General features: G+C 71.2%; 8 protein-coding genes. 4 read left to right on the forward strand and 4 right to left on the reverse strand.

Annotated features, from left to right (window positions below; all coding sequences use genetic code 11):
- Positions 1 to 37: 37 nt before the first annotated feature.
- Both ACGFSB_RS07090 and ACGFSB_RS07095 read right to left on the reverse strand, forming a co-directional pair.
- Positions 38 to 1,549, reverse strand: coding sequence for a protein phosphatase 2C domain-containing protein (locus ACGFSB_RS07090; RefSeq protein ID WP_393395272.1), 1,512 nt, complete (start codon positions 1,547 to 1,549; stop codon positions 38 to 40).
- Between the two features lie 129 nt (positions 1,550 to 1,678).
- Entirely contained in the window at positions 1,679 to 5,443 is a 3,765-nt protein-coding gene (locus tag ACGFSB_RS07095; RefSeq protein WP_393395274.1) for a S8 family serine peptidase, read from the reverse strand.
- Positions 5,444 to 5,646: 203 nt separating this feature from the next.
- Here ACGFSB_RS07095 and ACGFSB_RS07100 point away from each other — a divergent pair, with 203 nt between their 5' ends.
- The 4 genes from ACGFSB_RS07100 (at position 5,647) to ACGFSB_RS07115 (ending at position 10,083) form a co-directional block, all read left to right on the forward strand.
- Positions 5,647 to 6,630, forward strand: a complete 984-nt coding sequence (locus ACGFSB_RS07100) for a helix-turn-helix transcriptional regulator (RefSeq protein ID WP_393395277.1) — start codon at positions 5,647 to 5,649, stop codon at positions 6,628 to 6,630.
- A gap of 70 nt (positions 6,631 to 6,700) precedes the next feature.
- Entirely contained in the window at positions 6,701 to 7,183 is a 483-nt protein-coding gene (locus tag ACGFSB_RS07105) for a DUF456 domain-containing protein (protein ID WP_393395279.1), read from the forward strand.
- Positions 7,184 to 7,368: 185 nt separating this feature from the next.
- Positions 7,369 to 9,705, forward strand: a complete 2,337-nt coding sequence (locus ACGFSB_RS07110) for a Tat pathway signal sequence domain protein (RefSeq protein ID WP_393395282.1) — start codon at positions 7,369 to 7,371, stop codon at positions 9,703 to 9,705.
- 9 nt (positions 9,706 to 9,714) lie between these two features.
- Positions 9,715 to 10,083, forward strand: coding sequence for a PPOX class F420-dependent oxidoreductase (locus ACGFSB_RS07115; RefSeq protein WP_393395285.1), 369 nt, complete (start codon positions 9,715 to 9,717; stop codon positions 10,081 to 10,083).
- 203 nt (positions 10,084 to 10,286) lie between these two features.
- On the opposite strand, the gene ACGFSB_RS07120 is transcribed toward ACGFSB_RS07115, so the two are convergent.
- Together ACGFSB_RS07120 and rsgA are read right to left on the reverse strand one after the other, a co-directional pair.
- A complete protein-coding gene (locus tag ACGFSB_RS07120; protein ID WP_393395824.1) occupies positions 10,287 to 11,639 on the reverse strand; it encodes a DNA-3-methyladenine glycosylase 2 family protein in 1,353 nt (450 codons plus the stop codon).
- Positions 11,640 to 11,758: 119 nt separating this feature from the next.
- Positions 11,759 to 12,868 carry a ribosome small subunit-dependent GTPase A gene (gene rsgA / locus ACGFSB_RS07125; RefSeq protein WP_393395288.1) on the reverse strand — a complete coding sequence of 370 codons (1,110 nt, stop codon included), beginning with the start codon at positions 12,866 to 12,868 and terminating at the stop codon, positions 11,759 to 11,761.
- Positions 12,869 to 12,926 lie beyond the last annotated feature (58 nt).

Raw genomic sequence — 12,926 nt, forward strand, 5'->3', positions numbered from 1 at the left:
GATTCTCTTGGGGTCCATGAATTCACAGTGCGGGCGCTCACGCCTCCCAAACAGCGGCGGCCGTCCGGTCGTCGGCGTATCCCTTGACCCTGACCTGGACGTCCGCCAGGAAGGTCGCGAGCCCCGGCGGGCCGCTCTTGGACCACCGCTGCGTGAGATGGCCGGTGAGGTCGGGCTCGCCGCGCAGGGGCTCCGCGAGGCCGCCGCTACAGAGCAGCAGGGCGTCACCCGGGCGGGCTACGGACGCACGGAAGCGGAAAGGCTCGCGGGGCGCGAGTCCGGGGGCGGGCTCGTACGGACTGGGCGGCGTGATGATCCCCATGTCCATGGTGAGCCGGTCGCCGTCGAGGGTCTCCGGCGGCACGGACCCGAACCCGACGACGGGCGGTCCCGCGTCACCGGCGGCATCGCTGACGCTGGGCTCCAGGTCGTGCCAGGCCCCGTCCCTGAGCCGGAAGAGCCCGCCACCGCCGACGCCGAAGAAGACGCGCGTACGGCACTCGGGGTCGGCGGGCAGGAGAAGGCACCGCAGGGAGGCGGCATACTCCTCGGGCTCGATGCCGAGGTCGGCGGCGTGCGCGCGGAGCTTGCCGAGGCTGCGGTCGGTGAGCCGGTGGAGGCCGCTCTTGAGGTCTCCGCGCCGGGCGGCCCTGATGTCCTCGGAGAGCCGCTGATGGCTGCGGCCGACGGCCCGCCCGATCCAGGCACAGGCTTCGGCGGCGGCACGATGGGCCCCCGGCGTGGCCCGCGCGCCGGTGGCCATGGCGACGAGGACGAGGGCGCTCTCGCCGGTTCCGAAGCGGGCGGTGAGCATGGAATCCCGCCGCGGCTCGCCCCGATACCGCGCGGAGTCACCGCGCACGGAGACGGCCCGCAAGGTGAAGGCTCCGTAGCGAGCACCGTCGAGCACGGTGTCGGCGACCAGATCGCCCAGGTCGTCGGGGTCGGCGGCGGGCAGGACGGTGGGCTCGGCGTCGTAGGTGGGCGGGCCGTCGCCCACGTACGACACGGTGGGCACGGGTGCGGACGCCGCGGACGGCTCCGGGTCCACCGATTCCGCCGATTTCCCCGGTTCCACCGGTTCCACCGGGGCGGGTGCCCGCGGTTCCGGGGCCGGTCGCGGGACCGGGGCCGCGGACTCCTCGGGCGAGCGCGGCACGGGGACGGCGGTGGTGCGGCTCGGATCACCGGACGGCTTGGGTGGCCCCGCCGGGAAGGTGACGGGCCCCGCGGGCGCGGTGGGCTCCCAGGGGGCGACATCGGGGCGGATGCGGGCGGCGGGTGTGGGCGGAGGCGGGGCCGGAGCCGGAGCCTCCGGAACCGGCAAGGGGCCGGGGCGCGGAAGCGTTCCTTCCGGGCCGGCGCCCCCGGGGGCGGGATCGGCCACGCTGTCGCCCGCCGCCGCGGAGACCGCCGAGGCGAATCTGTCGTCGAGGGTGTCGGCCACATCGGCCGGCCCCGTGTCGGGTGCGGAGTCGTCGTACAGCTGACCCCACCAGTCGTCCTCCTGGCCGGAGATCCCCGGGTGCCTCTCCCCCTGCTGGCTCATGCCCCTATTGTCCACCGCGATGGCCGTACGAAAACGGTGCATCCGGAAATTCCGGCCACCGGAAGAGTGATGAGAGCCGCCGGGCGGGCCCACCCCCCACGGGAGGACCGCCCGGCGGTGTCTGTGTGTCTAGCGCACGTCGTAGGCGCGAGCCACTGTCTGGGTGACGGAACTACCGTTCGCATCCGTCAGTTCGGTTTTCAGCCAGACCTGCTTGCCCGCCGCACCCGCGTGATTCACGGTGGCGGTCCAGGCATCGCCGTCGGCGGTGGTCTCCGCCTTCGTCCAGGTCTTGCCCTCGTCGTACGAGTAGGACAGGGCCGCCGATGTGAGCGGTCCCGGCTTGTAGCCCGAGTGCCCCGTCGCCGTGATTCCAATCCGCTGGCCGTCCTTGGCCGCCAGCGTCTTCATGCCGTCCTCCGGCAGCTCATAGCGCGGGAACAGCATCGGGATGCCCTGCGAGTAGACCTCCTCGTCGAGGTGCGAGCGGAACGCCCAGGTGGTCTGCGTGCTCGTGGACCGCTGCCAGACCTTCGAGCCGATCTTGGACGTGTCGAGGGTGAGTTCGTACGCCGAGTCGTCGGCCGGGACCGAGAACACCCCGTTCGGCCAGCCGGATTCGCCCACGACCTCGCCGTCCCGCTTCAGCCGCACACTGCCGATGTCCCCGAACCCGCCCTGGATTCCGGCGTGTTCGTTGTCGCCCCAGAATCCGGGAGCGACCCCGATCAGATTGCCCTGCCGCTCCCCGGCGAGCGCGAGCCCGCCCTTCTCGTCACGCGGCGCGGCCGGCGTCAGCACTCCGTGGTACCACTTCTCGCCGCGCCGCTCCCCCTTCTCGTACGTCCGCACCGGGTCGATCATGAACTCCCCGAACGGGAAGCTGCTCGACACCTGGTGGCCCCAGCCGGTCGTGCCCGCCGAGTAGTACTCGGTGCGCTTGCCGGGGGCCGGGACCGACTCGATGTCGGCGAAGTACACCTCGAGGCCCGAGGGGCGGACGGCGGACGGCAGGTCCACATAGTCCGTTGCCGTGCCGATGGCGCGGTACGTCGCCTCGTTCGCCGCGAGGTCCTTGTCCCGCACCCGGTAGGTGCGGTCGTCGCGGATCTGGCCGGTCTCGGGGAAGGCGAGGTTGTAGACGTACGGGCTCTTCGCCGTTCCCTTCCACTTCAACTCGACTGGGCCCGATCCCAGTTGGGCGAGCAAGGAGGTCGCTTCGGCCGTCTCGATGCCGAGCACCGGGAGCGGGGAGCCGGTGAAGCCGGTCGCGGGGTACCAGCGGCCGGGGGCCGCGCGGTGGGCGATGACGGCGACCGCTCCCGCCGCCTTCGCGTTCGTCGCGACGGCGTTCGCGCTGCCGCTGTCCGGGAGCTTGACGAGGGCGATCTTTCCCTTGACCCCGGCGGCCTCGAGCTCCGCCGGTGTACCGGACTTGGCGTCCACGAGAGCGGCCTTGCCCGTGCCGTCGAGGTTGGCGGAGCCGGTGGACGCGGTCACGACGTGCAGCGGCTTGCCGCCCACCACGGCCAGTTCGGAGAGGAGGGGAGCCGCCGCGCGCCAGTAGCTGCCGGACTCGAAGGTGCCGTCGGTCGCCTTGCCCTCGACGGACTGGTAGAAGCCTCGGATGGAGCGCGGCCCCGATGCCGTACCCGCGTGCACCCAGTGGTCGGTGCCCCAAGTGCGGGCGAAACCGAGCGTGGCGCCACGCACTTCGGACTCCTGGTCCGTCTTGACCGCGAGGCGATGCGCCTTGCGGGCGTCGAGCGTGAGGGTCGTGTCCTTGTTCACCTCGACCTGCGGGCGGGCGAGGTGCGTGAGCGAGTCGGTCAGCGTGCCGCCGTCCGCATCCGGTGTCGCGACGAAACCGGTCAGGAAGTAGGAACCGGGACGCACTTGGTACGTCTGGTCGTTCGCGCCCTCGTTGAAGCGGCGCTCGCCGCTCGCGTCGTCCGTGCCGATGAGGTCGACGGATGACGGACCGTCAGCGGCCTTGCCCGCACGGTCGATGAGCTTGACGCGAAGACTGACCGTCTCCGGCTGTACGTAGAGGGAGAAGGGCGTGGAGACCGCGATGCCCCCGTCGGCCTTCGCCAGGACACGGCCGGTCACATCGCCGTACTGGGCCTTCTTGAGGTCCGCGTCGGGGTCGAGCTTCAGCGGGACCTTGACCGTGGCCCCGGCGGCGACCTTCACCGAGCGTTCGCCGAGCTTGGCGATGCCCGATCCCACGGCCGATCCGTCGTTGCCGGTGACGCCCTGCACGGACAGCTTCAACTCCACTGACTTGGCCGTGGTGTTGGTGTAGGGGACGTCGACAGCCGTACGGTCGGAATTGTCCTGCGGCCAGCCGAAGCTGCCGCCCTGCACGGCGGGTGAGCCGAGCACCTGCTGGTCGACGGCCGCCTTCACGTCCAGCCGCCCGCCGCCCGTCTCGGTCACGTCACCGGGGATGCCGCTGTCGGCGGACGACACGAGGGCCGACTTGATCTGCTGCGCGGTCCATTCCGGATGGCGCTGCTTGACCAGGGCGGCGGCGCCTGCGACGTGCGGGGTCGCCATCGACGTACCGCTCATGGACTGGTAGGCGTAGACACCACGGCCGCCCGCCGCCGCGGCGGAGATCTCGACGCCGGGTGCGGCGATCTCGGGCTTGAGGGTGTGCGAGCCGTATGCGGGGCCACGGCTGGAGAAGGAGGCCGTGGAGTCGTCGCGGTCGACGGCACCGACGGTGAGGACGCTCGGCGCGCAGCCGGGCGAGGATACGGAGTTGAGGCTCGGGCCCGTGTTGCCCGCCGCGAAGACGAAGAGTGTGCCCGTGCTCGACTGCGCGAGCTCCTCCGTGGCCGTACTCATCGGGTCGGTGCAGTCGGTCCGCGCCGGGTTGCCGAGGCTCATGGAGACGACGTCGGCCTTCTCGTCGACGGCCCACTGCATACCCGCGATGATCCACGAAGTGGCGCCGGAGCCGCTGTCGTTGAGGACCTTTCCGTGCAGCAGCTCGGTGCCGGGCGCGACGCCCTTCTTCTTGCCGTCGCTCGCCGCGCCGGTGCCACCGACCGTGGAGGTGGTGTGGGTGCCGTGGCCCTGGCGGTCCTCGTTGTCCGGCGAGTCGGTGAAGTTCTTCGTCGCGCCGATCCGGCCCTTGAGGTCGGGGTGCTCGGCGTCGGCGCCCGTGTCAAGCACGGCGACCTTGGTGCCCTTGCCGTCGTAGCCGGCGGCCCAGGCCTCGGGGGCGTGCACCTGCTTCGTCGACTTGTCGAGAGTCGCCTCGGCCTTGGCGTCGAGCCAGAGCTTCTTCAGGTCGGAGGCCGAACGGGACTTCGTCGACGTGATGTCCGCCCAGAAGTCGCCGGCCTTCTTCTTGTCGGCCTTCAGCGCGACACCGTCGACAGGCTCGAGGACGAGGCCGCGCTCGGCGCCGCGCGGAGTGGCGGGCAGGGAGCGCGTGACGTCGACGGACTTGTCGTACACGGCGATCAGCGGCAGCTTCTTGGCGTGCGCGTCGTCGTAGCCCTGGCGGACGAGCCCGGTGACGTTGAAGAGCTCCTCGTCGACCTTGCCGTCGGCGATCGCGTGGACGGCGCCCTCGGGGTAGACGTACAGATCCTTGCCGGACTGCCGTGTCTGGATGAGCGGCACGGTGCCGTCGGCCGCGGGCAGGGCGGTGGCGCCCGCGCGGTCCTTTCCGTCGGACGTGACGAGGACGCGGTCGCCGGTGACGAGGGTGACGACGGAGCTCCCTCCGTCGCGTGCGGCGCTTGACTCGCTTCCCACCAGCGGTCTCGTGTCCGCCGTGCCCGCGCGTGGCTCGGCCACGGACGGCACGGCAGCGGTGACGGCGAGGACGGCGGCGGACGCCACCCCCAACGCCGTACGCGATATCGGGCGCATCGCTCTCCCCAAGGTTGTCGGGCATACGGAACCACAGCCGAAATCGGATCAAATGCCGAATTCGCGGCTGCCGTTGGTGCTGCGGTGGCGTCACCTTGGCAGAGAGCCGGGTGGTGCGGGGATGATGTCCTGGGGCGGGTTTACGCCGTGGCTGTTTTCCGCCAGGGCGCCGTCGGAACGGATCCTGGGGAGGGACGTCACCGATGCTGGCAGCGATAGGCCTGGACGAGACGCACGAATCGACGTACCGCGCTCTGGTGGCGGTGGGCGCCGCCGACGTGCCCGATCTCGCGCGGCGGCTCACGCTGGGCGAGCCGGAGACGGTGCGCGCCCTTCGCCGCCTCGAACTGCACGGCCTCGCCGCCCAGGCGTCCGGCAAGGCGGGCCGGTGGGTGGCGGCCCCGCCGGGCGTCGCCCTCGGCGCGCTCCTGACCCAGCAGCGGCACGAGCTGGAGAAGGCCGAGCTCGCGGCGAAACTGCTCGCCGAGGAGTACCGCGCCCAGGCCTCGGAGCCCGCGGTGCACGACCTGGTCGAGGTGGTGACCGGCGCGGGCGCGGTCTCGCAGCGCTTCCTCCAGCTCCAGCTCGGCGCGAGCGACGAGGTGTGCGCCCTGGTGACGGGCAACCCCGTGGTGGTCACCGGAACGGAGAACGACGCGGAGAAGCAGGCCGCGGGGCGCGGCGTCATCTACCGCGTGGTCGTCGAACGCTCCGTCCTCGCGCTCCCCACCGGGCTCCTCGAACTCTCGACGGCGATCGGCCGCAACGAACAGGTGCGGGTCGTGGACCGCGTCCCGACCAAGCTGGTGATCGCCGACGGCTCCCTCGCGATGGTGCCGCTGACCTCGCGCACGGCGGAGCCCGCCGCGCTCGTGGTGCACGCGAGCGGCCTGCTGGAATCCCTGGCCGGGCTCTTCGAGGCGGTGTGGCGCGACGCGCTGCCGCTGCGGCTCGGCGAGGGCGGCCGGACGCTCACCGAGGACGCACCCGATGGCCCCGACCGCGCCGACCTGGAGATCCTTTCGCTGCTCCTCGCGGGCCTGACGGACGCGAGCGTCGCCAAGCAGCTGGACCTGGGTCTGCGGACGGTGCAGCGCCGGGTCAAGCGCCTGATGGAGCTGACGGGCGTGACGACGCGGCTCCAGCTGGGCTGGCATGCGTACGAGCGGGGCTGGGTGGCGCGCTGACGCCTCACGGCGGGGTGCGCCGTGACTCGCGCGACCTGCGGTTTTCTACTGTTTCCTGCACGCTTGGCAAATGGGAGTGTGGGAACTCCTGCTGGTCGGAGTAGTGCTGCTGCTCGGACTCTGCGGGGTGCTTGTGCCCGGCGTGCCGGGACCGTGGCTGGTGTGGGCCGCGGTTCTCTGGTGGGCGCTGAAGGACCCGGAGCCGGTCGCCTGGGGCGTCCTGGTCGGCGCGACCGTCGTGCTCCTGGTGGCACAAGGCATCCGCTGGCTGCTGCCGCCACGGCGCTTCCGGCAGAGCGGGGCCACGCGCCGAACCGCGGTATACGCGGGCGCCGGGGCGCTGGTCGGCTTCTGCGTCGTGCCGGTGATCGGGTCGCTGCCGGGGTTCATAGGCGGGATCTACCTGTCGGAGCGGCTGCGGCTCGGCGGGCACGGGGAGGCCGTGACGGCGACGAGGACGGCCATGCGGGCGGGCGGCTGGAGCGTCCTCACGGAGCTGTTCGCGTGCCTGTTGATCGCGGGGGCGTGGCTGGGGGCGGTGATCTGGGGCTGAGTACCCGGATCGAGTACCCAGATTGAGTACCGGGATCGAGTACCCGGATCGAGTTCACATACATATCCCAGCATCGGATCTCTCCCGGCCTTCTCGTGACTTTCTCCCGACGCATTGACTGAATGCCGCACCCTCTCTAACTTTCAGCGAGGTAAAGCTCCGATGACTCGACTCCGGGAGAAGCGATGCCAAGCCCGTCCAGAAGAACCGTGCTCGCCACCACCGGAACCGCGGTCGGCGGCGCGCTGATGGCCGGCGGCCTCCCCGCGCAGGCCACCGCCGCGCCCCGGGAGGCGGCGGACGTGAGCGCACCCGGCGACCCCTGGCGCACCGTCCTCGACGACGCCGACCTGGTCTGGCAGAAGCTGCCGAAGACCTGGTACGAGGGCCCCTACCTCGGCAACGGCTTCCTCGGCTCGGGCATCTACGCCGAGCCGAGCACGCAGCCGGGCGCCGGGCCCACCGCGCTGCGCTTCAACATCCAGCACTCCGAGGTGCAGGACCACCGCCCCGAGTTCGGCTCCCTCTTCGGCCTGGCACGCCTCCCCATCGGCCACTTCACGCTGGAGCCCGTCGGCACCATCACCGGCATCGACTGGCGCCTGCGGCTGCGCGACGCCGAGCTGACCGGCACCCTCACCACGGACAAGGGCACGCTGGAGCTCCGCGCGCAGGTGCACAACACGCGCTCCGTCCTGGCCGTCGAGGTCACCCCGAGCGCGGGCGAGCGCGGCTTCCGCTGGGTGTTCAACCCCGCTGAGGCGATCAGCCCGCGTGCCGCGTTCAAGCCGCTGCCGGAGGGATACGCGGGCAACCCGCCGGCCGAGCTCAAGGAGGACGACGGTGTCATGGCCGCCGTACAGCCGCTGCTCGCGGGCGGGCAGCATGTCACCGCGTGGCGGGAGCGGACGCGGGGCGCCGCCCGGACGCTGTACGTGAACGTGGCGCACTCGTACCCGAAGACGACGGCCCAGGGCAGTGCGGTGCGCACGGTGCGGAGTGCGGCGGGCCTCTCGTACGACGGTCTCGCGGCATCGCACCGCGCCTGGTGGCACGCGTACTACCGCAAGAGCTTCCTCTCGGTGCCCGACGCCCGGATGCAGCGCTTCTACTGGATCCAGCTCTACAAGACGGCTTCGGCCGCCCGCCGCGACGCCCCCGTGATGGCGACGTCAGGACCCTGGCTCGAGCCCACCCCCTGGCCCAACACGTGGTGGAACCTGAACGTCCAGCTGGAGTACTGGCTGATCCACGGCTCCAACCATCTCGAACTCGACGCCGTCACACGGGCGTTGAGCGAATTCCGGTCCAACCTCACCAAGGAGATGGCCGCCCCCTATCGCGCCGACTCCCTCGGCATCCCGCGCACCACGGACCCGTCCCTGGTGAACGGCGCATCGGTGACGGACGGCGGCTATGGAGTGGGAATCCCCGGCCAGGACCCGCCAACTCCCGAGGTGGGCAACCTGACTTGGGCGCTGCACAATGTGTGGCTGAGCTACCGCCACACGATGGACAGGACGATCCTGCGAGACGTCCTCTTCCCGCTCCTCCGCAAAGCGATCAACTACTACCTGCACTTCCTGGAGCCGGGCACGGACGGAAAACTGCATCTCCCGGCGACCTTCTCGCCCGAGTACGGCGGCAACTCACGCGACTGCAACTACGACTTGATGCTGGTTAAGTGGGGCTGCCGAACGCTCCTCGAAGCGGCGGAACTCCTGGGCGTAGACGACAAGTTGGCCCCGCGCTGGCGCGAGGTGGGGAGCAAGCTGACGGCGTATCCGACCGACACGAACGGCTACATGATCGGCGCGGACATCCCCTTCGCGAAGTCGCACCGCCACTACTCCCACATGCTCGCGGTCTACCCCCTGTACGAGGTGACGGGCCGCACGGCGGGCGAACGCGCCCTGATCGAGAAGTCCCTGGCCCACTGGGTGGGCTTCGAAGGCGCCCTCCAGGGCTATACGTTCACGGGTGCCGCTTCCATGTCGGCGCTGCTCGGCAAGGGCGAGGACGCACTGAAGTATCTGGGCCAGCTGATGACCCGGTTCATCCAGCCCAACACCATGTACAAGGAATCGGGCCCGGTCATCGAGACCCCGCTCTCCGCCGCGCAGTCCCTGCACGACATGGTCTGCCAGTCCTGGGGCGACGTCATCCGCGTATTCCCCGCGCTGCCCGCAGCCTGGGCGGAGCTGACCGTGCACAACTTCCGTACGCAGGGGGCGTTCCTGCTCAGCGCGGTGCGGCAGGTCGGGGCGACCCGGTGGGTGCGGCTCGTGAGTGAGGCGGGAGCGCCGTGCGTCGTGCGGCACGGCATCGCGGGGGCGATCGACGTCCGGGACGGGCGTGGGCGTCCGCTGCGGTACGAGGATGTGGGCGGGGGCGCGGTGCGGATCGCCCTCGGGCGGGGCGATTCGGCGCTGATCACCGCCAAGGGTGACCGGCCCGACCTGCGGATCGCCCCCGTCGAACCGAACGAGGAGGCGCCGCGCTGGGGCTTGCCCGCGGCTTAGGCTCGCGCCATGACCGAATTCAGCGAGGCCGAGCGGGCGTACCTCAAGTCCCAGCGTCTGGGCAGGATGGCCAGCGTCGACGCGACGGGCCAGCCGCAGGCGAATCCTGTCGGATTCTTCCCGCAGGACGACGGGACGATCCTGATCGGTGGCTATGCGCTGGGCACGACGAAGAAGTGGCGCAACCTTCAGAAGAATCCGAAGGTGTCGCTGGTTGTCGATGATGTGGTGAGCGAGCGGCCGTGGAAGGTGCGGGGGGTCGACATCCGGGGGGTCGCGGAACTCCTCACGGGGCCGCATGACTTGGGCCCTGACTTCAGCGAGGAGCTGATCCGGATTCATCCTCGGCGGATCCATAGCTGGGGCTTGGAGCAGTAATTCTCCCCAACCCCACCCCTTCCCGAGAACCCGCTCTGGCGCGGGGGCCTTGGTTGCCCTCAAGCGCCGGACGGGCTGAAATCTTTCAGCCGTCATGGGGGTCCCCCCTGCTCTTCAAGAGCTTGGGGGAGATTGAGGACGCCCGCGGCGGAGCCGCACATGTCACAGCCGGGAAAGGGGCGGGGTTGGGGAAGGAAAATGCCCTACCCCGCAGCCAGCACATGCCGCACCCCGTACGACCGCCACGGCCGCCACCCCTCAGACACACCCACCCCCGGCAACCCCACGTCGGGATCCCCGAGCGCCCGCATCCGAATGGCCCCCACGACCCCCGAATCCACCCCACCCAAAGCCAGCAGCCCCGCCTCCGCATCCTCCCGGTCCGCCCCCGCATCAAGCCGGACCCGCCCATCGGCAAGCGCGGCGGCAAGCTCCCCCAAGGGGCCGGGCTCCCCGGCAAGCGCTCCCGGCTCGGGGAACACATGGGTGAGGGAACCGCAGGGCGCGTCCAGGGCCTTCCCGTACCGCTCCACCAGGAGCGACGCCTCCGCACACCCCACAAGCGCCCGCACCGCGAACTCCTCGGGATCAGCGGCCCCCGGCGAGCGAAGACCGGGACGGGCCGCGACCAGCGGAGCCAGGCGCGGATCGGCACCCAGCCGCTCGTCCACCGCGTACGGATCCGCATCGAGGTCGAAGAGCCGGCGCAGCCTCTGCACGGCGGTCGTGAGGTCCCGCAGATCGGTCAGGTGGAGCCGGGCGTCGAGCCACCCGCCGACCCCGTGATCGCTCTCCTCGACGGCCACGATCCCCGTGCCGTACGGCAGCCGCAGCGTGCGCCGATAGGTCCGCGCACCCCGCTCCCCGCCGACCTTCTCGATCCCGGCGACAGCCTCGTCGGACAGCAGGTCGAAGACGGCGCCCGCCTGGTAGGCCCCGCGATAGGCGAGCCGCAGCGGAACCCCGGCGGCCGGGGTGGCCCGCCCGGCGCCCCCGCCACGCGGCGCGGCGGCCCGCAGCGCGGTGGGCGTCAGGGCGTACACGGCCCGAATCGTGTCGTTGAACTGCCGCACGCTCGCGAACCCCGCCGCGAACGCGATCTCCGTGATCGGCAACCCCGTGGTCTGTAGCAACACCCGCGCGGTGTGCGCCCGTTGGGCCCTCGCGAGAGCGACAGGCCCCGCCCCGAGCTCGGCGGTGAGCTGCCGCTGCACCTGCCGTGCGCTGTAGCCGAGCCGCACGGCGAGACCGGATACGCCCTCGCGGTCGACGACACCGTCGCCGATCATGCGCATGGCGCGTCCTACGACATCCGCGCGTACGTTCCACTCCGCCGACCCCGGAACGGCGTCCGGACGGCAGCGTCGGCAGGCCCGGAAGCCGGAGCCCTGGGCGGCCGCGGCGGTGGTGTAGTAGCGGACGTTCTGGCGCTTCGGGGTGACGGCGGGGCAGCTGGGCCGGCAGTAGATGCCGGTGGTCTCGACGGCGAAAAAGAACTCCCCGTCGAAGCGTGCGTCGCGGCTGCGAACCGCCCCGTACCTGGTCTCTTCATCGATCACGCTTCCAGTGTGCAGGGTCGTCGCCGCTCCGGCTGGCGGAATTCGGACGCCGCGTCGGTGCGGGGCGCCCGAAGCCCCCCGCACCCCCGCGCCATCCGCCCCGCACCGGCCCCGCGCTAGCGAATCCGCCCCCGCTTCGCCTCCATCGCCGCCTTCCCCTGCGCACCCCGCAGCTTCCACTCGCGCCGCAGGTCCGCCCGGACCTTCGCGTCCGTCTTGGCGACGATGCGCTGGTTCTCGCGGATCAGCTTGCGGTAGCTGTCGAGGCGGCGGTCGGGCAGCGTGCCGTCGTCCACGGCCGCGAGTACCGCACAGCCGGGTTCGGCGGTGTGGGCGCAGTCCTGGAAACGGCAGTCGGCCGCAAGCTCCTCGATCTCGGAGAAGACCTGGCCGACACCCGTCCCGGCATCGAACAGACCGACGCCGCGCAGCCCCGGCGTATCGATGAGGACGCCACCGGCCGGGAGGACGAGGAGGTTGCGGGTCGTCGTGGTGTGGCGGCCCTTGCCGTCCACGTCACGGGCGGCGTTGACATCCATGACGTCCTCGCCGACCAGCGCGTTGGCCAGCGTCGACTTGCCCGCTCCGGACTGGCCGAGCAGGACGGACGTACCGCCGGAGACGACGGCGCACAGGACGTCGACGCCTTCCCCGGCCGTGGCGCTGACCGGCAGCACCTGCACGCCGGGGGCGGCCGTCTCCACATCCTCGACCAGGTAGGACAGGCCCGTGGCGTCCGGCACCAGGTCGGCCTTGGTGAGGACGACGAGCGGCTGGGCGCCCGACTCCCAGGCGAGGGCCAGGAACCGCTCGATCCGGCCGAGGTCGAGCTCGACGGCGAGCGAGACCGCGATGATCGCGTGGTCGACGTTGGCCGCGAGGATCTGCCCCTCGGACCGCTTGGAGGAGGTGGAGCGCACGAAGGCGGTACGGCGCGGCAGAAGCGTCCGCACGTACCGCGGATCGCCGCCGTCGGGGTCGACGGCGGCCCAGTCCCCCGTGCACACGACCTTCATCGGGTCGCGGGGAACGACGAACTCGGTGTCGGCGCGGACCATGCCGTCAGGGGTGACGACATCGCACTGGCCACGGTCGACCCGTACGATGCGGCCGGGCAGCAGGCCCTGCGCCGCATACGGGGTGAAGTCGGCTTCCCAGTCCGCGTCCCAGCCGTACGAGATGAGCGGGGACGACGAAGCCGAACTCGAAAGAGAAGAGGAAGACAAGGGGTGACCCTTCACAGGGCGGCCCCGGCACACGCGTACACGGACGCGTGGAGGAAAA

This window comes from Streptomyces sp. NPDC048441, from assembly GCF_043200235.1.
In the GTDB taxonomy this organism is placed as follows: Bacteria; Actinomycetota; Actinomycetes; order Streptomycetales; family Streptomycetaceae; genus Streptomyces.

Bases quoted from the DNA above. Each gene is read 5' to 3' on its own strand.
- ACGFSB_RS07110 (WP_393395282.1), top strand. From the start codon at position 7,369: ATGCCAAGCCCGTCCAGAAGAACCGTGCTCGCCACCACCGGAACCGCG.
- ACGFSB_RS07115 (WP_393395285.1), top strand. From the start codon at position 9,715: ATGACCGAATTCAGCGAGGCCGAGCGGGCGTACCTCAAGTCCCAGCGT.
- ACGFSB_RS07105 (WP_393395279.1), top strand. From the start codon at position 6,701: ATGGGAGTGTGGGAACTCCTGCTGGTCGGAGTAGTGCTGCTGCTCGGA.
- ACGFSB_RS07100 (WP_393395277.1), top strand. From the start codon at position 5,647: ATGCTGGCAGCGATAGGCCTGGACGAGACGCACGAATCGACGTACCGC.
- ACGFSB_RS07095 (WP_393395274.1), bottom strand. From the start codon at position 5,443: ATGCGCCCGATATCGCGTACGGCGTTGGGGGTGGCGTCCGCCGCCGTC.
- ACGFSB_RS07090 (WP_393395272.1), bottom strand. From the start codon at position 1,549: ATGAGCCAGCAGGGGGAGAGGCACCCGGGGATCTCCGGCCAGGAGGAC.